This window comes from Pseudoxanthomonas wuyuanensis, assembly GCF_900215535.1.
Lineage (GTDB): Bacteria > Pseudomonadota > Gammaproteobacteria > Xanthomonadales > Xanthomonadaceae > Pseudoxanthomonas_A > Pseudoxanthomonas_A wuyuanensis.
The window spans coordinates 222,264-243,883 of sequence record NZ_OCND01000005.1 but is presented as its reverse complement, the minus strand read 5'-3'; the positions used below and the strand labels follow the sequence as shown (position 1 = coordinate 243,883).

The window sequence follows — 21,620 nt, the reverse complement described above, 5'->3', positions numbered from 1 at the left end:
GGCGGGGTAGTGGCGCTGCCGCGTTCTCTTCCTGTCACTTGCCGGGTCCTTAGCAATGTCCGACGCGTTTTTCCAGTTTCTCAGTGGCGGCCTGCTGGGCCTGGGTTGGCTTGGGTTGCTGGCAGTGCTGCTGGTCTTCACCCAGCTGACCATCTTTTCGGTCACGCTGTACCTGCACCGCAGCCAGGCCCACCGCGGCGTCGATTTCCATCCGGCCATCAGCCATGTGTTCCGCTTCTGGACCTGGCTGACCACCTCGATGATCACCAAGGAGTGGGTGGCCATCCATCGCAAGCACCACGCCAAGGTCGAGACCGAGGAAGATCCGCACAGCCCGCAGTTCAAGGGCATCGGCAACGTGTTCTGGCGCGGCGTGGAACTGTACCGCGAAGCGCGCTGGCAGCATGCCGACATCGAGCAGTACGGCAAGGGCGCGCCGGACGACTGGATAGAGCGCCACCTGTACACCCCGCATGCGACGATGGGGCCGACCGTGCTGCTGTTCGTCAATTTCGCGCTGTTCGGCATTCCCGGCATTGCGCTGTGGGCCATCCAGATGGCGTGGATTCCGTTCTGGGCCGCCGGCGTCGTCAACGGCCTGGGCCACTGGTGGGGCTACCGCAACTTCGAATCGGCCGACACATCCACCAACCTGACCCCGTGGGGCGTCTGGATTGGCGGTGAGGAACTGCACAACAACCACCATGCCTTCCCCAGCTCGGCACGCTTTTCGATGCGGCGCTGGGAATTCGATATCGGCTGGGCGGCCATCAAGGGACTGGAGAAGCTGGGCCTGGCCAAAGTGCTGCGGGTCGCGCCCAGCCTGGATATCCGCCCCAACATCTCGGTGCCCGATACCGATACGCTGCGTGCGCTGTTGTCGCACCGCTTCCAGGCGATGACCGACTACCAGCGCAACGTGCTGACGCCCGCGCTGAAGGAAGAAGCCGCCCAGGCCGGCGCCAAATTGCGCAAACTGCTGCCGCGGCGCCTGCGCAAGGGCCTGGTCGACGATGGCCGCTGGCTCAAGCCCGATGCGCGCCAGCAACTGCAGAGCTGGGTTTCGCAGCGCCCGCGCATCCGCACGCTGGTCGAATACCGCGCCAGCCTGTCGGCGCTTTTGGAAGCGCGCAGCAACGATGCCTCCGAGCGGCTGAAGCAATTGCAGGCCTGGTGCCATCAGGCCGAGGCCAGCGGCATCCGCGTGCTGCAGGACTATTCGGCGCGGCTGAAAGGCTACACGCTGGCGGCGCATTGATGGAACCGGAGAAGCGGCGGTTGCCGGGCACCGTTGCCGGGCGGAGCTTTTTGGGGGGCGGACTTGCCCGAGCGGGGCGGTCGAGCGGGTTCGACCTTACGGGCCGCAGCATGCGCATAGCGCTTGTGCTCGCGCTGCTGGCGTTACCGCCGCTGGCGGCCGCCCAGGTCGAAGCGAGCAGCGACTACCTGGCGCGGATGGACAGCGATGGCGATGGCCGCGTCGGCCTGGAGGAATTCCTGGACTGGATGAGCTACGCCTTCGACGCGCGAGATCTCAATCGCGATGGCGTACTCAGCGCCGACGAACTGCCGGGCGGCCGCGGCCAGCCCATCACCCGCGAACAGCACCGCGAACGCCTGACGGCCACGTTCAAGAAGCAGGACGTCAACGGCGACGGCCATCTGAGCGCGAAGGAACTGGCGGCTCCGCCGCAATAAGCTAGGAACGAAAGGCGAGGAACGAGTGAAGAGGAGTGAGAAACGAGTGAAATGCGGAAGCTGTCCTCACTCCTCACTTCTCACTTCTCACTTCTCACTTCTCGTTCCTCGTTCCTCGTTCCTCCTCACTCGTTCCCCGCTCCACGGCATCCGCCTTATCAATCGCGACGGTGTGCTGAGCGCCGACGAACTGCCGGACGGCCACGTTCAAGAAGCAGGACGTCAACGGCGACGGCCATCTGAGCGCGAAGGAACTGGCGGCGCCGCCGCAATAAGCTAGGAACGAGTGAAGAGGAGTGAGGAACGAGTGAAATGCGGAAACTGTCCTCACTCCTCACTCCTCACTCGTTCCCCGCTTCACCCCAGCCAGCCCTGGCTGCGGAACAGGAACACCAGCGCGCGTTCGACCAGGGCAATCAATCCCATCGCCAGCAGGCCGCGGGTGAACGATTTCAGCCATAGCGCCGGGACGGTCAGCGCGAAGCCCAGCAGCAGCACCAGCAGCAGCAGCCAGGTGGCGACCAGGTATTCCATCCGCAACTGGCCCCAATAGGCCAGCACCGGCGCCACCTTCGGAATCACCGTAAACCAGGTGATGGCGGCCACCAGCGCGGCCAGCGCGCGCTGCGCCAGCATGGACTGGAACGAGGGCAGCAGCAGCCCGGCAAGCCGCTTGGGGCCCCAGACCACTTTTTCCATCGCCAGGTAGATGCCGTTGTGCATGCGCCGCATGCCCAGGAACGCCGCCAGCACGGCCTGGCCGATCAGGGTGTAGAACATCAGTCCGAGGATCAGCTGAAGGATGTAGAGCGGCATCGACATAAAGGCGGATTCCAGGAGGCCGGGGCCTGTTGACGCGATAGGGATAAGTTACGTTGCTTTCACTTCCTTGTCGCGCATGCGTGCAGTTGCGGCGCCTGCCTGCCCGGGGAAACGTCAGCGGCTCCAGACCCACAAGATCGGCAAAAAAAACAGCGCCGGGCAAGCCCGGCGCTGTCGAGGGTACGGCGGTCAGGCCTGTTTGATGTGCGGGTAGCGGATGTCTTCCACCATGTCCTGCACGTCCTGCGCGGGCGCCTTGGTCAGCAGGCTGACGATCCAGATCACCAGGAAGCCGGCCGGAATGCCGAAGATGCCGGCCGACACTGTGTTGATGTTGAACCACTTCTCCATGCCCATGAACTGCACGCCGACCAGATAGAACAGGGTCAGCGCAAAGCCCACGATCATGCCGGCCACCGCACCGGTCTTGTTGGCCCGCTTCCAGAAGATGCCCAGTACCAGCGCCGGGAAGAACGCCGCACCGGCAATCGAGAATGCCCAGGCAACCAGCGCCAGGATTCCCGCAGGGCGTTGCGCCGCCACCGCGGCCGCGCAGATGGCCACCATTACCAGCAGGATGCGGGCGATGGTCAGGCGCTTGGTGGTGGAAGCCTGCGGGTTGACCATCTTGTAGTACACGTCATGCGACAGCGCATTGGAGATGGTCAGCAGCAGACCGTCGGCGGTGGACAGCGCCGCGGCCAGGCCGCCCGCCGCCACCAGGCCGGCAATGACGTACGGCAAGCCGGCGATTTCCGGCGTCGCCAGCACGATCGCATCCGCCTGCAGGGTCAGCTCCGCCAGTTGCAGAATGCCATCGCCGTTGGCGTCGTTGACCGCCACCAGTCCCACCTGCGTCCACGATGCCACCCACGCCGGCAGATCGGCAATCGCCTGGCCCACCACGTTGGAATAGACCTCGTACTTGGCGAACGCCGCGTAGGCCGGCGCCGAGAAGTACAGCAGGAAGATGAAGAACAGCGACCAGCCCACCGAGGCACGGGCTTCCTTGACGCTGGGCGTGGTGAAGAAGCGCATCAGGATGTGCGGCAACGCGGCCGTGCCCACCATCAGGCAGAACGTCAGCGCCAGGAAGTTGGTGCGGTCGGTGATGTTGAACGGGGTGGAGTGAGGCGCTTCCACGCCCAGCTGCTGTTCCAGCACCGCGATGTTCTGCAGCACTTCGCCGTAGGCGATCTGCGGGATCGGGTTGCCGGTGACTTTCAGCGACAACCAGACGATCGGCACCAGGTAGGCGATGATCAGGATGATGTACTGGGCCACCTGGGTCCAGGTCACCGCGCGCATGCCGCCCAGCATCGAGCACACCAGGATGCCGCCCAGGCCGAAGAACACGCCGAAGAAGAACGGCACTTCCAGGAAGCGGCTGACGATGATGCCGGCGCCGGTGATCTGCGCCACCACGTAGACGAAGCTGGCGGTGATCGCGGCGATGATGCCGACGGTACGGGCGATATTGCCGCCGTACCGGGCGCCCAGGAAGTCCGGAATCGTGTACTGGCCGAACTTGCGCAGGAACGGCGCCAGGAACAGCGCCACCAGCACGTAGCCGCCGGTCCAGCCCATCACGTAGGCCAGGCCGTCATAGCCCTGCACGTACAGCGTGCCGGCCATGCCGATGAAGCTGGCCGCCGACATCCAGTCCGCGCCCACGGCCATGCCGTTGAACACCGCCGGCACCTTGCGCCCGGCGACGTAGTACTCGTCGACCTGCGCGGTGCGGCTCATGATGCCGATCATCGCGTACAGGCCGATGGTGGCGGCCATGAAGATGTAGCCGATGATCTTGTTCGGCATGCCCATCTGCTCGGCGATGGCCAGCAGGATCACGAAGGCGATGAAGCCTCCGGTGTACATGCTGTAGATCTTCGGCAGGTTGCTGACGAAGTCTTTCTTGGCGGTTGCCATCGGTCAGCCCTCCTCGGAGACGTTGTATTCGCGGTCGAGCTTGTTCATGTACCAGGCGTAGTACACGATCAGGCCCACATAGACGATCAGCGACCCCTGCGCGCCCATGTAGAAGCCGAGCGGGAAGCCGAGGAAGGTGATTTCGTTGAGCGGCACGGCGAACCAGGCGACCACATAGGTCACCACGAACCAGATCGCCAGCAGGATCATCGTTGTGCGTATCGCGCGGCGCCAATACTGCCGGCGCTGCATGATTTGTTCGGAAGTACTCATCGGTCGGGCCTCAGAAGGTGTACTTGACGTGGGTCTGCAAGCGGTTAAGTTCGCCGCTGTCTCCGTTCTCCAGCTCGCGCTTGCCCCAGATCAGTTCCGCGCCGAGATCGAGCTTGGGCAGCGGGGAATAGATCAGGTTGACGTGGGCCGACTGCGCGCCCTTGGTGATGCCAAGGCCGGTCAACGCGACTTCGTTGTCGTATTCGGCGCGCGAGTAGAAGACGTTGGTGCGCAGCTTGGGACTGAACACATGGCGCCAACCGACGAATCCGGCCAGCAGATCGATGTTTTCCAGATCGCCATTGGCGTCCAGCACCGCGTCGTTGTTCAGCGCCAGGCCGACGTAGCGGCCGATGCCGGTGCCGCCGGTGATCATGTAGCGGATGTCGTCGTTGGCGCCCAGATTCCATTTGCCGGACACGCTGAGGCCGAAGCCGGTTTCGGAGGAATTGGCCGGGCCGTTCTGGTATTTCAGCTGGCGCGCCAGGCCGGCGACGCTGAAGTGGCCCCAGTCGCCCTTGGCCTGGTAGCGGGCGGTGATGTCCGGCATTGCGCCGTCGTCGCCGGCGACCTGCGCCATGTTGCCCAGGTACGGGGTGTAGACCGTCTGCGGATTCTCGGCCGAGAACGACCACGGCCCCTTGGTGTAGCGGATCTGCGCCTGGCGCACGAACACCGTGCCTTCGCTCGGGCCGAGGAAGTCGACCGCATCGGGCAGCGCGGCGGTGTCCTGGAAGTTGCTCCAGGCCTGGCCGGCCAGCCAGTTGTTCCAGGTCACGTAGGCCTGCCGCACCGTCAGCGCATAGGTATTGGTGGCGACCTCGTTGCCGGTGAAGGCGGTGCTGCCGCCGCCGAACAGATCGAATTCCAGGTAGCTCTTCAGCTTGTCGCCGCTGTCCAGGTCGGTGTCGGTGGCGAACCAGAAGCGCGAGAAGTTGGCGCCGAAATCGGTATCGGCCCCGCCTTCCTTGGTCGCGCCGCCGCCGACCGGAATGGTCTTGGGCACGTAGAACAGGCGGCCGACCGAACCGTCGGCCAGATCGCCATCGTTGGTGCTGGTGACCGAAGCGTCGAGCTTGATGAAACCGCCGTAGGTGAAGCGGGTATTGGGGCCGGCGCCGGCCGAAATCGGTGTCTGCTGGATGCCCGGCTTGGCTGCCGGCGCCTGCGTCTGCGCGGTCCTGACCTCGGTCAACTGGGTCTGGGTATCGCTGATGGCGGTCTGTTGCTGTTGCTGCGAGGAAAGCAGCAGCTGCACCTGCCGTTCCAGTTCGGCAACGCGCGCCTCCAGCGCTTTTTCCTTGGCGGTCTGCGCGAACGCCATCCCCGGCGCGATCAATGCGACGAACAGCGCAGCGGCCAGCGGCCGCCGCGTTATCGATGCGAAACGTGTGGTCATAACCCCTCCCGGTTAGCAAGCCGCAGATTGACGCGGCTGTCGTGCAGACTTGCCCGGGATTGCAGTCCCCGCCTATTCGCCATTAGTCGAACGCCCCTTGCGATCGCGGAAATTGCCGCCAAAGCCGAAGGTCTGGACCAGGGTCCAGACCGCCGGGGACAAGGATTTACGACCAAGGTCTAAGCCGCTTGCTGCAATGCCGCACGCCCGAATGCGGCAAACTCGGTCATCGCCGTGCCGTTGCGGGCGTCGGACGGGGCCGCTACGCGGCGCGCCGGCGCCGCAACACTGTCAGAATCGAACACCTATCGAGTCTTTGGGAGGCCCTTATGACTGATCGCTACCCGGTCACCCCGGCATTCGCCGCCAACGCGCGCATCGGTCGCGAGGATTACCTGCGTACCTACCAGGCGTCGATCGACGATCCGGAACGGTTCTGGGGCCAGGCCGCCGAACGGCTGCAGTGGTTCACCAAGCCCACCCGGATCAAGGACGTCAGCTACGATCTGGACGATTTCCGCATCCGCTGGTTCGCCGATGGCGAGCTCAACGCCAGCGTCAACTGCCTGGATCGCCAGCTGGCCACGCGCGGCGACAAGACCGCGCTGCTGTTCGAACCGGACAGCCCGGACTCGCCGTCCTACCCGGTGACCTATCGCGAGCTGTACGAACGCACCTGCAAGCTGGCCAACGCGTTGCGCAACCTGGGCGTGCAGAAGGGCGACAGGGTCACCATCTATCTGCCGATGATTCCCGAAGCGGCGGTGGCGATGCTGGCCTGCGCGCGCATCGGTGCCATCCATTCGGTGGTGTTCGGCGGGTTTGCGCCCAACTCCATCGCCGACCGTGTCGCCGACTGCGGCAGCAAGCTGATCATCACCGCCGACGAAGGCCTGCGCGGCGGCAAGAAGGTGCCGTTGAAGGCCAATGTGGACGCCGCGCTGAAGCTGCCCGGCACCAACACCGTCGAAACGGTGCTGGTGGTGCGCCACACCGGCGGCGCGGTCGACATGCAGATGCCGCGCGACCGCTGGTTCGATGCGGTGGTCGATCCGCAGCCGGCCGAATGCGAACCCGAGCGCATGAACGCCGAGGATCCGCTGTTCATCCTGTATACCTCCGGTTCCACCGGCAAGCCCAAGGGCGTGCTGCACACCACCGGCGGCTATCTGCTGTACGCCGCCTACACCCACGAAGCGGTGTTCGACCTGCGCGAGGACGACATCTACTGGTGCACCGCCGACGTGGGCTGGGTCACCGGCCACAGCTACATCGTCTATGGTCCGCTGGCCAACGGCGCCACCGCGCTGATGTTCGAGGGCGTGCCCAACTACCCCAGCGTGTCGCGCTTCTGGGAAGTGATCGACAAGCACCAGGTCACCATTTTCTATACCGCGCCCACCGCCATCCGCGCGCTGATGCGCGAAGGCGAGGGCCCGGTCAAGAAGACCTCGCGCAGTTCGCTGCGATTGCTGGGCAGCGTTGGCGAACCGATCAATCCCGAAGCCTGGCGCTGGTACTACGAGGTGGTGGGCGATTCGCGCTGCCCCATCGTCGACACCTGGTGGCAGACCGAGACCGGCGGCATCCTGATCACGCCGCTGGCCGGGGCCATCGATCTGAAGCCGGGCTCGGCCACGCTGCCGTTCTTCGGCGTGCAGCCGGCGTTGGTGGACCCCAACGGCGAACGGCTGGAAGGCGCCGCCGAAGGCAACCTGGTGCTGTTGGATTCCTGGCCCGGGCAGATGCGCACCGTCTACGGCGACCACCAGCGCTTCATCGACACCTATTTCCGCACCTACCCGGGCACCTACTTCACCGGCGATGGCTGCCGCCGCGACGAGGACGGCTATTACTGGATCACCGGCCGTGTCGACGACGTCATCAACGTCAGCGGTCACCGCATCGGTACCGCCGAAGTGGAAAGCGCGCTGGTCCTGCATCCCAAGGTGGCCGAGGCGGCAGTGGTCGGGTTCCCGCACGACATCAAGGGCCAGGGCATCTACGCCTATGTCACCCTGAAGGCCGGCGAGACCCCCAGCGACGAGCTGCAGAAGGAACTGGTGCTGTGGGTGCGCAAGGAAATCGGCCCGATCGCCGCGCCCGATCACCTGCAATGGGCGCCCGGCCTGCCGAAGACCCGCAGCGGCAAGATCATGCGCCGCATCCTGCGCAAGATCGCCGAGAATGCGCCGGATCAGCTGGGCGACACCTCCACCCTGGCCGACCCGACCGTGGTCGATTCGCTGGTGGCCGACCGCAAGGTGCGGTGAAGCTAGGAACGAGTGAAGAGGAGTGAGGAACGAGTAGGAGCAACAGCAACAGCGCTTTCCATCCCCGCTGCTGGCTGCTCGTTCTTCATCTCTCTACACTCGTTACTTGCCCTGAACTGGCCGACCCGACCGCAAGGTGCGGTGAAGCAGGAGCGGGAAGCGAGAAACGAGTGAAGAGGAGTGAAGAACGAGTAGGAGCAACAGCAACAGCAACAGCAACAGCACAAGCGCACTTGCTCCTCACTCCCGCCCGCCACCGACCCTTATTCGCTCCGCTTCCCCACTCGTTTCTCGTTCCTCCACACTCGTTCCTCGCCTCTCCCTACTCGTTTCTCACTCCTCTTCACTCGTTTCTCGCTTTTCGCCATGCCTACCCTGCTGATCGCCGACGACCACCCGCTGTTCCGCGAAGCCTTGCGCGGGGCGGTGCAGCGGGTGCTGCCCGGGGTCATGCTGCATGAGGCCGACAGCGTCGATGCGCTGTATTCGCTGGTCGATGCGCACCCGGACGCGGATCTGCTGCTGATGGATCTCAACATGCCCGGCGCGCATGGTTTCAATGCGCTGGTGCATCTGCGTGCGCTGCATCCGCAATTGCCGGTGGTGATCGTTTCCGCGCGCGAGGAGCCCACGGTGATGCGGCGCGCGCTGGATCACGGTGCGCTGGGCTTCATTCCCAAGTCGGCCGATTCGGAAACCATCGGCGAAGCGATTGGGCTGGTGCTGGAGGGCGAACGCTGGGCGCCGGCCGAAGCGCACAACGCGCCGGCCATCGGCCGCGACGAACATGAAGTGGCGCAGCGCCTGCGCGATCTGACCCCGCAGCAGTTCCGCGTGCTGCAGATGCTGGGCGCCGGCCGCCTCAACAAACAGATCGCCTACGACCTCAACGTTTCCGAAGCCACCATCAAGGCCCACGTCACCGCCATCCTGCGCAAGCTGGGCGTCACCAACCGCACCCAGGCGGTGCTGATGGCCGGACGTCTGGCGGTGGACCCGGACGGACTGGTGCCGCCGCCGGAAGAGCAGGACTAGGGGCTGTTAATCTCGAGCGTCAACAGCCCCTAGTCATCCATTGGGTAGTCGCCGGCGCCGTGCTGCGCAGCCGCGCTCGCACCCAGTGACGGCGCAGTCGCCTGGCTGGGAGCGTTGGTTTCGGCGATGAATCCGGCAATCGCAGCCAAGCCGTCGAATCCGGCATAGGTCGGCCCGAATACGCGCGGATAGCGCACATACGGCTGCGGCAGGGTATGCCCACCGCCGGTGACCAGGTACAGCCGCAACGAACCGCGCCGGCCGCGCCACTGGCGGTTGATGACAGCGCCTGGTGGCGATTCGTGCGGGGCGGGTGACAGCGCACCAGCATCGCCGCCGCTGAGCCAGGCCGCCATGGCATGGGCAGCGGCGACGCCGGTGCCGCCGCCGACCGCGCATTCGGCGTGTTCGAAGCGATCGGCGCTGCCGTTGATCAGGAGCATGGGCGGCAGCATGGCCGCGCCGCTGGCGCCGACCGGGACGCTGATGTGCGAAAGCCGCACGGCCGCCATCGAGAGTGATGCCAGCCGGCCCGGCGCATGTAACGCCAGGCGCAGCGCCATCGCGCCGCCGTCGGAAAACCCGAACGCATGGATGCGTGCCGGCGCGGCGCCGCTACGCGCGCTGACATCGGCCACCATCGCCAGCAGGAAACCGACATCGTCGGCCCGCTGCGGGCCGGCCACGCCGCATCCGTTCCAGCCGCCGGCGCCGGCATCGGGGTAGGCCACGCGCAGGCCATGCCTGTCCGCCAGCAGATCCAGCCGGCGTGCGGTCAGTTCGCGCATGCCATGGCCATTGCCCAATGGACCGTGCAGCGCCAGCAGCAGCGCCGCATCGGCCGCGCTCCCGGCCGGCTGGTACAGCCAGTAGCTGCGCCGCCGGCCATCGTGGTCGATGACATGCCGCTGCAGTTGGCCCTGCAGCGCGGGCACCTGCGGGCGCCCGGGCTGCAACAGGTACAGATGCGCGAACGAAGCCGCCAGCACCAGCACCGCCAGCGCGGCGGCCACCGCGCACCGGCCTGACCTCATGCGATCCGCCTGGCCCAGTGCTCGGTCAGCGGCGATTGCGGCTTGGTCAGCAATCGCTCGTTGAGCAGATGGCGCGCCAGCGGTTTGCGGCCGGCGCGCACCGCGGCATCGAGCAGGGTCAGCTCGATGATATCGCGCTGCGCATGGCTGCCGCCGAACCTGTGGCTGTGCTCGCGTACGCCCAGCAGCTGCTCGGTGGCACCGGCGAAATCCGCTTCGGCGTACTGCACCAGCCCGCGCAGCAGCGGCACCCCGACTTCGGCGGCCATCCAGCCGGGTTCGCCTGCCTCGGGCTGGGCGGAACGTTGCTGGACCGCCTGCAGCACTTGGCGCGCCTGTTCCGGCTTTCCGGCGCCGATGTAGGCAAGCGCGGCGTGGAAGTCGTTGAACGCGTAGTAACCGCGGTCGGGAACGGTGGCGGGCCAGCGGGCCGAGGCCTGCTGCCAGCGGTCGCCCACATCCACGCCCAGCAACTGCAGCCGCCACAGCATGGCGCAGACATCCACATGCTGCAGCGCCAGGTCGGTGCCTTCGGCGATACGCTCGTCGAACAATGCCAGCGCCGCGGCGGTGTCCATCCGTTCCAGCTGGAACAGCGCCAGATGCCACCAGTTGTGGAACGCGAAGCCGTTGTCCGGCGCCCAGTCCTGGGTACGGGCCTGCAGGAAGGCCGCGCCCTGGTCGTACTCGCCGCGCATCTCATGGACGTGGGCGATGGCATGCACCGCCCATGGCTCGCGCGGTTGCAGCGCCAGCGCTGCATGGGCCGACTCCAGCGCGCGGTCGTAGTGGTTGCATTCCTCCAGGCCGAATGCGTGCAGCGCCAGCACATGCGGATACAGCGGATCGGATTCGGACCAGGCCGGCAACACCCGCGTCACCCGGCGTTGCAGGTTGCGGCTGTCGCCGCGGTAGAAGTCGAACAGATGCGCCGCCAGCAGCGCCACCAGATCGTGCGGGTACTGGATCAGGATGCGTTCCCACAGGTCGCAGGCGGTGCGCCACTGGCCGGCGGCGCAGGCCGCGCTGGCGGCGATGTGGTCGCGTTCGCGCGCATTGGCGCATCCGCGTGCGGAAAGCTCGCGGGCCTGGTCGAGCAGCGCCAGCGCCTGTTGGGTCGGGGCGAATTCGGCCGCCGACAACAGGCAGTTGGCCTTCATGATCAGCGGAAGCGTCCAGGCCGGATCGTCCTGGACGGCGGCGTCCAGATCTTCGAACGGATCGCCGAAATAGCTCAGCATGCGCCATTGCGCATGTTCGGCGTGGGCGATGGCGGAGGCCACGCCGGTGGAAACCGGGCAGCCGCGGGGGTCGGAAAGCATAGTGGTGCACCTGCGATGAAGACGGGGCCGGCATGGGGGAGGGCGCGCCGACGACCGGGGGTTGGGGTAAGGTGACGGGGTAGCGCCAACCCCGTCAAAGCCAAAGTGTGACCATGTCGCGTCCCTGCGCCGTCCCTCACCCTGTGCTGCTGCGGCTGCATGGCTGGCCGCGGGTGGAAGTGGCCGGCCGCCCGCTGGCCATCGGCCTGAAGTACGGGCTGGCGTTGCTGGCCTACCTGGCCATGCGCGGGCAGCCGGCCTCTCGGCTGCATGCGGCGACCTTGCTCTGGCCGGACGTCGACAGCGCCACCTCGCGTACGCGGCTGCGGCGGCTGGTCTACGCGCTCAACGAGGCCTGTGGAATCGAGTTGGTCAGCGGCGATGCCGACAAGCTGTGGCTGGATGCGGCGCACCTGGATCTGCAATGCGACGTGCTGCAGGCCCGCGCCCAGGCGCAGGCGCAAATCGCGCCGGCCGATGACGTCCCGTCCGCGCCGACGCAGGCATTGCTGGCCGACGACGCGCATGCCCTGCTGGAAGGCTTTTCGGTGGAATCGTGCGGTTTCCAGGACTGGCTGCAGCAACAGCGCGCCAGCCACGAGCGATTGCTGGCGCATGGCCTGCAGCGGCTGGCCGAACGCAGCATCGGCAACGACGGCATCGCCACCGCGATCGCCGCCGCCGAACGCCTGATCGCGCTGGACCCGCATGCCGAGAGCGGCTACGCGGCGCTGATGGTGGCGCTGGGGCACCGCGGCGATGCGGCCGCCGTCGACGCCACGTACTTCCGCTGCGCGGAAACGTTGCGCCAGCAGTTCGGCATCGCGCCTTCGCCGGTGCTGGAAGCGGCCTATGCGTCGGCCACCGCCATGGTCCGGCACAGCGCGGCCGGCAACGGCGCTGGCGAGGCGGCGCCGCTGGAGATGCGTTTTGCGCGCAGCCGCGACGGCGTGCGGCTGGCCTATGCGGTCTCCGGGCAGGGGCTGCCGCTGATCAAGGCGGCCACCTGGCTTTCGCATCTTGAATACGACCGCGACAGCCCGGTCTGGAGCCATCTGGTGCGCGAGCTATCGCGCCAGTTCGCCTATGTGCGCTACGACGAACGCGGTTGCGGGCTTTCGGACCGGGATGTCGCCGACCTGTCGTTCGCGCGCTGGCTCGACGATCTGGAGGCGATCGTCGATGCGCTGCAGGTCGAACGCTTCGCCCTGCTGGGCATTTCGCAGGGCGCCTCGATCGCCATTGCCTATGCGGTGCGCCATCCGCAGCGGGTCAGCCGGCTGGTGCTGCATGGCGGTTACGCGCGCGGCCGGCTGGTGCGCAGCGATACCCCGCAACAGCGCGAAGAGGCCGAAACCATGGCCAAGCTGGCCGAACTGGGCTGGGGCAAACCGGAGCCGTCGTTCCGGCAGTTCTTCACCAGCCAGTTCATTCCCGACGGCAGCGCGCGCCAGCACGAATGGTTCAACGAACTCGAGCGCATCTCCACCTCGCCGCACAACGCGGCCAGGTTCATGCGCGAGTTCGCCAGCATCGATGTGGTGGATCTGCTGCCGCAGGTCCGCTGTCCGACCCTGGTGCTGCACAGCCTGGACGATGTGCGGGTGCCGGTCGGCGAAGGCCGGCTGATCGCCGATGCCATCCCCGGCGCCCGTTTCGTGCCGGTGCACAGCCGCAACCATCTGCTGCTGGAACATGAGGCGGCCTGGCAGCACTGGCTGGAGGAAGTGCGCGGCTTCCTGGCGCAGTGAACCGGCCGCCGGCGCTCACAGCGCGTCGGCGGCCACCGGGTTGTGGTGGGCGGCAAGGAACGCGCGCAGCGACGCCGGCCTGACCGGCTTGGTCAGCAGCCGGTAACCGCGTTTGCGCGCCTGCTGCTTCAGTTCGTCGCGGCCATCGGCGGTCAGCAGCGCGCCGGCCAGCGGAGCCGGACCGATCGCGCGCAGCGCATCCAGCGTATCCAGGCCGTCCAGGCGGTCGTGCAGGTGGTAATCGACCAGCATCACCGCCGGCGCCGCGGCCATCTTCTCGATGGCCTCGTCCACGGTGGCGGCGGTCAGCACTTCCACCTGCCAACGGCCGAGCAGCGCGCGCATGCCGTCGAGGATCTCCTGATCGTTGTCCACGCACAGCACGCGCAGGCCCTTCAGCGAATCGGAAGGCGACTGCCTGCGCGGGGTCGGCGCGCGGCGGTCGCTGGCCACCGCCGCGCGCGGGACCGTAATCGAGAACATGCTGCCGTGGTTGACCTGGCTGCGCGCATCCAGCTCATGATTCAGCAGCCGCGAAATGCGCTGGCAGATCGACAGGCCCAGGCCCAGGCCGCGTTCGCCCCAGTCGAACGGCTGCTGGAAGCGGTGGAACTCGTCGTAGATCTGGCGCATGTGGTTTTCCGGGATGCCCGGGCCGGTGTCCCAGACCTGCAGCATCACCTTGCCGCCGCGCGCGCGCATGCCCAGCACGATGCGGCCCTGGCGGGTGTAGCGCAGCGCGTTGGCGAGGAAATTCTGCAGCACCCGTCGCAACAGCCGGCGGTCGCTGCGCACCGGCATGGGCCGCGCATGCACGCGCAGGTCCAGCCCGCGTCCGGCCGCCACCGGCGCGTACTGCGCGGCCAGCTCGCGCAGCAGTTCGTTGGCGTCGAAATCGCTGATCTCGGTCTGCAGGCCGCCGGCATCCAGCCGCGACACGTCCAGCAGGCCGTCCAGCAGCTCTTCGGCCGCGCGCAGCGAAGCGTCCACGCGCTCGGCCAGGTGCTTCTGCTCTTCGCCCTGTTCGCTGTCGCGCAGGGCCGAGACGAACAACCGCGCCGCGTTCAACGGCTGCAGCACGTCATGGCTGATAGCGGCCAGGAAGCGGGTCTTGGACTGCTGCGCCACCTCGGCCACATGGCTGCGCTCGGCAACCCGCTGCTCCAGGGTTTCGTTGGCCTCCAGCAATGCGTTCTCGGCGCGCTTGAAATCGGTGATGTCGTTGTAGCTGGTGACGTAGCCGCCGCCGGGCAGCGGCTGGCCGCGCATCTCGATGACCTGGCCGTCGCTGCGCACGCGCTCGAAGACATGCGGCGAGCCGGCGCGCATGTAGTCGATGCGCTTGTTGACCTGTTCTTCGACGTTGCCTTCGCCCAGTTCGCCGCGTTCGGCGTTGTAGCGGATCAGATCCGCCACCGGCCGGCCGACGTACAGCATGCCGTCGGGATAGCCGAACATCTGCTGGTAGCGCCGGTTCCAGGCCACCAGCCGCATCGCCGGATTGACCACGCTGACGCCGGCGCTGATGTTTTCCAGCGTGGTGGAGAGGATCTCGCGGTTGAAGCGCAGCTCCTGCCCGGCCTCGTCCAGCACCGCCACCACTTCGCCCAGCTCCATGCCCGAGCCGCGCAGCACGCTGGTCAGCACGATGCGCGCCGACGCCGCGCCGATGGCGGCGGCCAGCAGGCGCTCGGTGAACTGTACCCAGGCCCGGTCGGCGGCGGCCTGCGGCTGCAGTTCGCGCTGCAGCAGCTGCGCCTGCTCGGCGAAGGCGCGGCGGGCATGGCGTTCGCCGACCACGCGTTCGGCCAGCGTCTGCAAATCGGCCACGCGCACGTTGCCCGGCCATTCGCCGGACGCCAGCGCCGGCCGCCGCGCATACGGATCCAGGAACGGCGCCGCGCGCAGGCGCTCGTCGACGCCCGGGCGCGAGCGCGCCGAGACGATCATCATCGCGCCGGTGTTCAGCAGCAGCGACCAGAACGTGCCGTGGGTCAGCGCGTCCCAGCCGCTCAGCCCGAACAGCTGCTGCGGCCGCAGCCAGGAAACGCCGAACGGGCCGGTCTGCAGCCAGGCCGAGTCGAACCAGCCGGCCAGCGTCATCGTCGGCAGCAGCAGCGTATAGACCCAGGTGGCAAAGCCCAGCACCATGCCGACCTCGACGCCGCGGCGGCTGGCCCCGCGCCAGTACAGCCCGCCGATCAGGGCCGGCGCGAACTGCGCCACCGCCGCGAATGCCATCAGCCCGTACGAGGCCAGGGTGCTGTCGTTGCTGCTGCTGCGGTAGTAGATGTAGGCGGCGATGGCCAGCAGCCCGATCGCCAGCCGGCGGATCCACAGCACCCGCGAAGCGACATCGGCTTCGGCATGCCGGCCGACCCAGCCGCGCCGCAGCAGCAGCGGCATCACCAGGTCGTTGCTGACCATCGTGGCCAATGCGATGCTGGCCACGATGACCATGCCGGTGGCGGCGGAGAACCCGCCCACGTAGGCGACCAGCGCCAGCGCGTTGCTGCCTTCGGCCAACGGCAGCGACAGGATGAAGCTGTCGTCCGGCACGCCGCTGCCGCTGCCGAACAGCGCCACGCCGGCGGCGGCGATCGGCACCACCATCAGCGAGATCAGCACCAGGTAGGCGCCGAACAGCCAGCGCGCCTTGCGGATGTCGCCGATGTCGCTGCATTCGACCACCGCCACATGGAACTGCCGCGGCAGGCAGACGATGGCCAGGAACGCCAGCACGGTCTGGGTCAGGAAACCGACCGGCGGCGCGTTCTCGAACAGCGTGCGCGCCGAATCGGTGACCCGGATCGCATGGTCGCCCAGCCACAGGTAGGCGAACACGCCCACCGCGATCATCGCCACCAGCTTGACCATCGATTCCAGCGCGATCGCCAGCATCATGCCGTGGTGGTGCTCGGTGGCGTCGACCTGGCGGGTGCCGAACAGCGCGGCGAACAGCGCCATCAGCAGCGCCACATACAGCGCCGGATCGGAAAAGAAGCCGGGCGCGCTGCCGCCGGGTTGCGCGGTCAGCACGTTCAGGCTCATCGCCACCGCCTTGTACTGCAAGGCCAGGTAGGGCACCACGCCGATCAGCGCGATCACCGTGACCAGCGCGGCCAATCGCCGCGAACGGCCGTAGCGGGAAGAGACGAAATCGGCGATGGACACGGTGTTCTCGCTGCGCGCAATCAGCGCCAGCCGCTCGATGATGCGCCAGCCGAACAGCAGCAACAGCAGGGGACCCAGGTAGATCGGCAGGTAGCCGATGCCGTTGCGCACGGCGCTGCCGACCGCGCCGTAGAACGTCCACGACGAGCAGTACACCGCCAGCGCCAGACTGTAGACGACCGGCCGCAGCCAGGGACGGTCCGGATACAGCGGGCGGCGGTCGCCCCACCAGGCCACCGCGAACAGCAGCGCAGCGTAGCCGACCGAGACCAGCAGCAGGACCCAGCTAGAAACCAAGGTTGTCCTCCCCGTCAGCCTTCGGTGGCAGTGTACTGCCAGGCATCGGCGGCTGCGCATCCCGGCGCGGGCACGGGACCGCCGACGCTCTCCGGCTTGCCGGCTGGCGCCGGATAGGGGAAGCTCGCGGCTGAACAGGGCCGTGGCGGCAGAGCCGCAGCGGCCATCGCCGGGTGGCCGCCATGACGTGCGCACCGGGCGTGCGCCCGCTTGTCGACCACCAGGAGCCTGCAGTGACCCCGCCAACAGCATCCCCGACCGCGCCGCTGCGCCTGCGCGAAAAAGTCGGCTATGGCATCGGCGACATGGGATTCAACTTCTACTGGGCCAACATCTCCTCGTTCCTGCTGATTTTCTACACCGACGTGATGGGGCTGGCCGCGGCCGCGGTCGGCACGATGATCCTGGCGACCAAGATCGTCGATGCCGTCACCGACCCGCTGATGGGCGCGCTTGCCGACCGCACCCGCAGCCGTTTCGGCAAGTTCCGGCCGTACCTGCTGTACGCGGCGCTGCCGATGGCGGTGGCCGGCGTGCTGACCTATACGGTGCCGGCCGCCGGCGACGGCGGCAAGCTGCTGTGGGCGTACGCGACGTTCACCCTGATGATGCTGTGCTACACCGTGCTGAGCACGCCGTACTCGGCGCTGTCCGGCGTCATCACCGGCGACAGCCAGCAGCGCACCACGCTGATCAGCTTCCGTTTCATCGCCGCCTTCGCCGGCACTGCCATCGTCAACTACTGCACGCTGGATCTGGTCGCCTGGCTGGGCCGCGGCGACGAGGCGCGCGGCTGGCAGCTGACCATGGCCGCCTACGGCATCGCCGCGGCTGCGCTGTTCGTCACCGTGTTCCTGACCACCCGCGAACGCATCGCCCCGCCGCCGCAGCAGAACAGCGCGGTCCGCCAGGATCTGAAGGATCTGCTGAACAACAAGGCCTGGCTGGTGCTGTTCGCGCTAGCGCTGATCATCATGGTGACCATCGTCATGCGCGGTGGCGCTTCGGTGTACTACATGAAGTACTTCGTGCTGCGTCCGGATCTGACCGGGCGCTTCCTGGGCGCCTATTCGGTGGCACTGGCGGTCGGTGCGGCGCTGACCCCGCTGCTGACCCGGTACTTCGACAAGAAGCGGCTGATGGTGGGGCTGATGGCCGCGGTCGGCGCGCTCAGCTGCGCGATGTTCTTCGTTCCCGCCGAGGCGATAGGTGTGATGTTCGTGCTCAATACGTTGATAGGATTGGCGCTGGGGCCGAAGTCGCCGCTGGCGTTCTCGATGTACGCCGACGCCGCCGACTATACCGAGTGGAAGATGGGGCGGCGCGCGACCGCGATGACCTTCGCGGCGGCGACGTTCTCGCAAAAGCTGGGCGGAGCGATCGCCTCGGCGGCCATTGCCTGGTTGCTGGCGGCGATGGGCTACGTGGCCAACCAGGCGCAATCGGGCGCCTCGCAGCTGGGCATCGTGCTGTTGCTGACGGTGATCCCGGGCGTGGTGGCGTTCGTCGCCGCGTTCACGATGCGCTTCTACCCGCTGGACAACGCAACGCTGGCGCAGGTGCAGAGCGAACTGCTGGCGCGCAAGGCGGCGCGGCCATGAGCGCGCCGCTGATCGCCGCCAGCGACGATGGCACCCGCGTAAGCCTGTCCACGCCGACAGCGATGCCGCTGGCCTCGGCGTTCCTGTGGAACCGGCGGATGATGGTGCAGGTCAACTGCCGCGGCTATGCCAGCGCGCAGTTCATGCAGCCGGAGCCGGCCAAGTACGCGCATGCGCCGAACCTGGAAGCGCGCACCTTCATGCAGCCGGAGCAGCCGTACTACGCGCACCATCCTGGCCGCTTCTTCTACCTCAAGGACGAAGACGATGGCGCGCTGTTCTCGGTACCGTACGAGCCGGTACGCGCGGCGGCCGAGCGCTTCGAGTTCATCGCCGAGCCGGGACGGATAGGCTGGCGCGTGCAACAGGCCGGCCTGCTGATCGAGGCGTCATTGCAGTTGACCACCGACGACGTGGTCGAGCTGTGGTTGCTGCGCGTGCGCAACCTGTCCGGCCGCACGCGCAACATCAGCCTCTACCCGTACTTCCCGGTCGGCTACATGTCGTGGATGAACCAGTCCGCCGCCTACCGGCCCGAGCTGGGCGGCATCGTCTGCGCCAGCGTCACCCCCTACCAGCGCGTCGAAGACTACTTCAAGCACCGCGACTTCAAGGATCTGACCTTCCTGCTGCACGAGCGCGCGCCGGATGCGTGGGAAACCCGCCAGGCCGCGTTCGAGGGCGAGGGCGGCCTGCATGCGCCCAGCGCGGTGCAGGCGCCGCTGCTGGCCGGCGGCCAGGCGCACTACGAAACGCCGACCACCGCGTTGCAGTACCGGCTGGCGCTGGCCGACGGTGCCGACGAGCACTTCCGCTTCCTGTTCGGCCCGGCGCGCGACGAGGCCGAAATCGCCGCGTTGCGTGCGCGCCACCTGTCGGCGGAGGGCTTCGCTGCGGCCGATGCCGCCTATGCCCAGTACCTGGCGCTGGGCCGCGGTTGCCTGCGCATCGAAACGCCGGAGCCGGCGCTGGATCGGTTCGTCAATCACTGGTTGCCGCGGCAGGTGTACTACCACGGCGACAGCAACCGGCTGACCACCGATCCGCAGACCCGCAACTATCTGCAGGACCACATGGGCATGGTCTATGTGCAGCCGCAAAGCATGCGCCAGGCGATTCTGCGGGCGCTGTCGCAGCAGGAAGCCAGCGGCGCGATGCCTGACGGCATCCTGCTGGCCGAAGGCGCCGAGCTGAAGTACATCAACCAGATTCCGCACACCGATCACTGCGTCTGGCTGCCGGTGTGCCTGCAGCCGTACCTGGACGAGACCGGCGACTACGCACTGCTGGACGAAGCGGTGACCGGCAGCGATGGCGCCACGGCGACGGTATCGGAACGGATCTGCGCGGCGATGCGCTGGCTGCTGGCCGCGCGCGACGACCGTGGCCTGAGCTACATCGCCCAGGGCGACTGGTGCGACCCGATGAACATGGTCGGCTACCAGGGACGCGGCGTCTCCGGCTGGCTGACGCTGGCCACCGCGCATGCGCTGGCGCTGTGGGCCGGGATCTGCGAGCGCCATGGCCGCATGGAGCTGGCGGTCGAGTTCCGCGCCGGCGCCGCGCAGGCCAACGCTGCGGTGAACGCCCATCTGTGGGACGGCGACTGGTATGCGCGCGGCATCACCGATGATGGCGTGGTGTTCGGCGTGGCCAGCGACACCGAGGGCCGTATCTATCTCAATCCGCAGAGTTGGGCGATGCTCAGCGGCGCCGCCGATCCGGCACGGCAGGCGCGCTTGATCGCCGCGGTGGAAGCGCAACTGGAGACCCCGTTCGGCGCGATGATGCTGGCGCCGGCCTATACCGGCATGCGCGAGGATGTCGGCCGGTTGACCCAGAAGTTTCCCGGTTCGGCCGAGAACGGATCGGTCTACAACCACGCCGCCGCGTTCTACATCCACAGCCTGTATCGGACCGGCGACGGCGACCGCGCCTACCGGCTGCTGCGGCAGATGCTGCCGGGTCCGGATCCGCAGGATTACCTGCGGCGCGGCCAGTTGCCGGTGTTCGTGCCCAACTATTACCGCGGCGCCTGGCGCCAGTATCCGGACAGCGCCGGCCGTTCCAGCCAGCTGTTCAACACCGGCACCGCGGCGTGGCTGTATCGCTGCATCATCGAAGGCCTGTTCGGCCTGCATGGCGATGGCGACGTGCTGCGCATCGCGCCGCAGCTGCCGTCGCACTGGATGCAGGCGCGCGCGCGGCGCCGCTTCCGCGGCGCCGAGTTCGAAGTCGAATTCGGCCGCGAAGCAGGTTGCGAGCGCGTCGCGGTGAGCGTCGATGGCGTGCCGATGGCCGAAGCGGCGATTGGCGCGATCGAGGCCGGGCGCCGCTACCGCGTGCAGGTCGTGCTGCCGTTGCGCGAGGGGCCGTCCGTGGCCGCTGCGGCGGCGGCCACGGAAACCCGCCGATGAACGGCGCTGGCGTTCCCGCACCGGTGCAGGCCATCGTGGTGATGGGCGTGTCCGGCAGCGGCAAATCGTTGCTGGCGCGTGCGCTGGCCGAACACTATGGCGCCCGCTATCTGGACGCCGACGATTTTCACAGCGCGCAGGCGCGCGCGCGGATGGCCAGCGGCCAGCCATTGACCGATGCCATGCGCGCGCCGTGGGTGGACGCGCTGGCCGCTGCGCTGCGCGATCACGCCAATCGCGGCGAAACGGCGGTGCTGGCGTTTTCCGGTTTGCGCGCCGCGCATCGCGAGCAGTTGCGAGCCGGCAGCGGGCTGCGCCTGCTGTTCCTGTTCCTGCAGGGCGAGCCGGGGCTGATTGCGCAACGGCTGAGCGCGCGCACCGGCCACTTCATGCCGCCCGCGCTGCTGGACAGCCAGTTCGAGGCGTTGCAGGCGCCGGAAGCCGAACCCGATGTGCTGGCGATCGATATCTCGCCGCCGCCCGCGCAGGTGATCGCCGCTGCGATTGCCGCGATAGCGGCTGGTTGCGCTGCGCCGCCTTGCAGCAGCGCCGAATAGGCGGTCGCCTTGATTGCGTTAACGCTTGACCGTTAACC

15 protein-coding genes are annotated in these 21,620 nt (G+C 67.4%); 8 read left to right on the top strand and 7 right to left on the bottom strand.

Translation table 11 applies throughout. The features are described from left to right. Nucleotides 1-55: 55 nt before the first annotated feature. Nucleotides 56-1,258, top strand: a complete 1,203-nt coding sequence (locus tag CRO39_RS12155) for a DesA family fatty acid desaturase (protein ID WP_097122211.1) — start codon at nt 56-58, stop codon at nt 1,256-1,258. 110 nt (nt 1,259-1,368) lie between these two features. After that, the gene (locus tag CRO39_RS12150) at nt 1,369-1,698 is read left to right on the top strand and encodes an EF-hand domain-containing protein (protein WP_097122210.1); all 330 of its coding nucleotides are present in this window, start codon (nt 1,369-1,371) and stop codon (nt 1,696-1,698) included. A 357-nt stretch (nt 1,699-2,055) separates the two neighbouring features. On the opposite strand, the gene CRO39_RS12145 is transcribed toward CRO39_RS12150, so the two are convergent. From CRO39_RS12145 to CRO39_RS12130, 4 genes are all read right to left on the bottom strand, one after another. Next, on the bottom strand, nt 2,056-2,520 hold the full coding sequence (locus CRO39_RS12145) for a hypothetical protein (protein ID WP_097122209.1): 465 nt from the start codon (nt 2,518-2,520) through the stop codon (nt 2,056-2,058). A gap of 189 nt (nt 2,521-2,709) precedes the next feature. Then, a complete protein-coding gene (locus tag CRO39_RS12140; RefSeq protein ID WP_097122208.1) occupies nt 2,710-4,449 on the bottom strand; it encodes a sodium:solute symporter family protein in 1,740 nt (579 codons plus the stop codon). 3 nt (nt 4,450-4,452) lie between these two features. Next, nucleotides 4,453-4,722, bottom strand: a complete 270-nt coding sequence (locus tag CRO39_RS12135) for a DUF4212 domain-containing protein (protein ID WP_097122207.1) — start codon at nt 4,720-4,722, stop codon at nt 4,453-4,455. A 10-nt stretch (nt 4,723-4,732) separates the two neighbouring features. Beyond that, nucleotides 4,733-6,121: a DcaP family trimeric outer membrane transporter gene (locus CRO39_RS12130; protein WP_097122206.1), complete on the bottom strand. Its 1,389-nt coding sequence runs from the start codon at nt 6,119-6,121 to the stop codon at nt 4,733-4,735. A 329-nt stretch (nt 6,122-6,450) separates the two neighbouring features. Here CRO39_RS12130 and acs point away from each other — a divergent pair, with 329 nt between their 5' ends. Both acs and CRO39_RS12120 read left to right on the top strand, forming a co-directional pair. Next, a complete protein-coding gene (acs, locus tag CRO39_RS12125) occupies nt 6,451-8,394 on the top strand; it encodes an acetate--CoA ligase (RefSeq protein ID WP_097122205.1) in 1,944 nt (647 codons plus the stop codon). A gap of 366 nt (nt 8,395-8,760) precedes the next feature. Next, nucleotides 8,761-9,429 carry a response regulator transcription factor gene (locus CRO39_RS12120; RefSeq protein ID WP_097122204.1) on the top strand — a complete coding sequence of 223 codons (669 nt, stop codon included), beginning with the start codon at nt 8,761-8,763 and terminating at the stop codon, nt 9,427-9,429. A 29-nt stretch (nt 9,430-9,458) separates the two neighbouring features. On the opposite strand, the gene CRO39_RS12115 is transcribed toward CRO39_RS12120, so the two are convergent. Next, complete coding sequence (locus tag CRO39_RS12115; protein WP_141400787.1) at nt 9,459-10,463, bottom strand: CE1 family esterase; 1,005 nt, start codon at nt 10,461-10,463, stop codon at nt 9,459-9,461. Beyond that, nucleotides 10,460-11,785, bottom strand: coding sequence for a tetratricopeptide repeat protein (locus CRO39_RS12110; protein WP_097122202.1), 1,326 nt, complete (start codon nt 11,783-11,785; stop codon nt 10,460-10,462). Before CRO39_RS12110 ends, CRO39_RS12115 begins: the two co-directional genes overlap by 4 nt. A 113-nt stretch (nt 11,786-11,898) precedes the next feature. On the opposite strand from CRO39_RS12110, the gene CRO39_RS12105 reads away from it, so the two are divergent. Continuing rightward, nucleotides 11,899-13,536 (top strand): bifunctional AfsR/SARP family transcriptional regulator/alpha/beta hydrolase, encoded by a 1,638-nt coding sequence (locus CRO39_RS12105; RefSeq protein WP_097122201.1) that lies wholly within the window; start codon nt 11,899-11,901, stop codon nt 13,534-13,536. A 15-nt stretch (nt 13,537-13,551) separates the two neighbouring features. Here the strand turns inward: CRO39_RS12105 and CRO39_RS12100 are convergent, their stop codons facing one another. Then, a complete protein-coding gene (locus CRO39_RS12100) occupies nt 13,552-17,007 on the bottom strand; it encodes a hybrid sensor histidine kinase/response regulator (RefSeq protein ID WP_097122200.1) in 3,456 nt (1,151 codons plus the stop codon). A 305-nt stretch (nt 17,008-17,312) separates the two neighbouring features. Between CRO39_RS12100 and CRO39_RS12095 the strand changes: the two genes are divergently transcribed. From CRO39_RS12095 to CRO39_RS12085, 3 genes are read left to right on the top strand one after another with little or no spacing between them, the layout of a single operon-like run. After that, on the top strand, nt 17,313-18,608 hold the full coding sequence (locus tag CRO39_RS12095) for an MFS transporter (RefSeq protein ID WP_425479695.1): 1,296 nt from the start codon (nt 17,313-17,315) through the stop codon (nt 18,606-18,608). After that, nucleotides 18,605-21,025, top strand: coding sequence for a GH36-type glycosyl hydrolase domain-containing protein (locus CRO39_RS12090; protein WP_097122198.1), 2,421 nt, complete (start codon nt 18,605-18,607; stop codon nt 21,023-21,025). The genes CRO39_RS12095 and CRO39_RS12090 overlap by 4 nt, the downstream gene beginning before the upstream one ends. Then, nucleotides 21,022-21,582 (top strand): gluconokinase, encoded by a 561-nt coding sequence (locus CRO39_RS12085; protein ID WP_097122197.1) that lies wholly within the window; start codon nt 21,022-21,024, stop codon nt 21,580-21,582. Before CRO39_RS12090 ends, CRO39_RS12085 begins: the two co-directional genes overlap by 4 nt. Nucleotides 21,583-21,620 lie beyond the last annotated feature (38 nt).

Coding starts and splice junctions, on each gene's coding strand:
- CRO39_RS12155 (WP_097122211.1), top strand. CDS start 56: ATGTCCGACGCGTTTTTCCAGTTTCTCAGTGGCGGCCTGCTGGGCCTG.
- CRO39_RS12150 (WP_097122210.1), top strand. CDS start 1,369: ATGCGCATAGCGCTTGTGCTCGCGCTGCTGGCGTTACCGCCGCTGGCG.
- CRO39_RS12145 (WP_097122209.1), bottom strand. CDS start 2,520: ATGTCGATGCCGCTCTACATCCTTCAGCTGATCCTCGGACTGATGTTC.
- CRO39_RS12140 (WP_097122208.1), bottom strand. CDS start 4,449: ATGGCAACCGCCAAGAAAGACTTCGTCAGCAACCTGCCGAAGATCTAC.
- CRO39_RS12135 (WP_097122207.1), bottom strand. CDS start 4,722: ATGAGTACTTCCGAACAAATCATGCAGCGCCGGCAGTATTGGCGCCGC.
- CRO39_RS12130 (WP_097122206.1), bottom strand. CDS start 6,121: ATGACCACACGTTTCGCATCGATAACGCGGCGGCCGCTGGCCGCTGCG.
- acs (WP_097122205.1), top strand. CDS start 6,451: ATGACTGATCGCTACCCGGTCACCCCGGCATTCGCCGCCAACGCGCGC.
- CRO39_RS12120 (WP_097122204.1), top strand. CDS start 8,761: ATGCCTACCCTGCTGATCGCCGACGACCACCCGCTGTTCCGCGAAGCC.
- CRO39_RS12115 (WP_141400787.1), bottom strand. CDS start 10,463: ATGAGGTCAGGCCGGTGCGCGGTGGCCGCCGCGCTGGCGGTGCTGGTG.
- CRO39_RS12110 (WP_097122202.1), bottom strand. CDS start 11,785: ATGCTTTCCGACCCCCGCGGCTGCCCGGTTTCCACCGGCGTGGCCTCC.
- CRO39_RS12105 (WP_097122201.1), top strand. CDS start 11,899: ATGTCGCGTCCCTGCGCCGTCCCTCACCCTGTGCTGCTGCGGCTGCAT.
- CRO39_RS12095 (WP_425479695.1), top strand. CDS start 17,313: ATGGGATTCAACTTCTACTGGGCCAACATCTCCTCGTTCCTGCTGATT.
- CRO39_RS12090 (WP_097122198.1), top strand. CDS start 18,605: ATGAGCGCGCCGCTGATCGCCGCCAGCGACGATGGCACCCGCGTAAGC.
- CRO39_RS12085 (WP_097122197.1), top strand. CDS start 21,022: ATGAACGGCGCTGGCGTTCCCGCACCGGTGCAGGCCATCGTGGTGATG.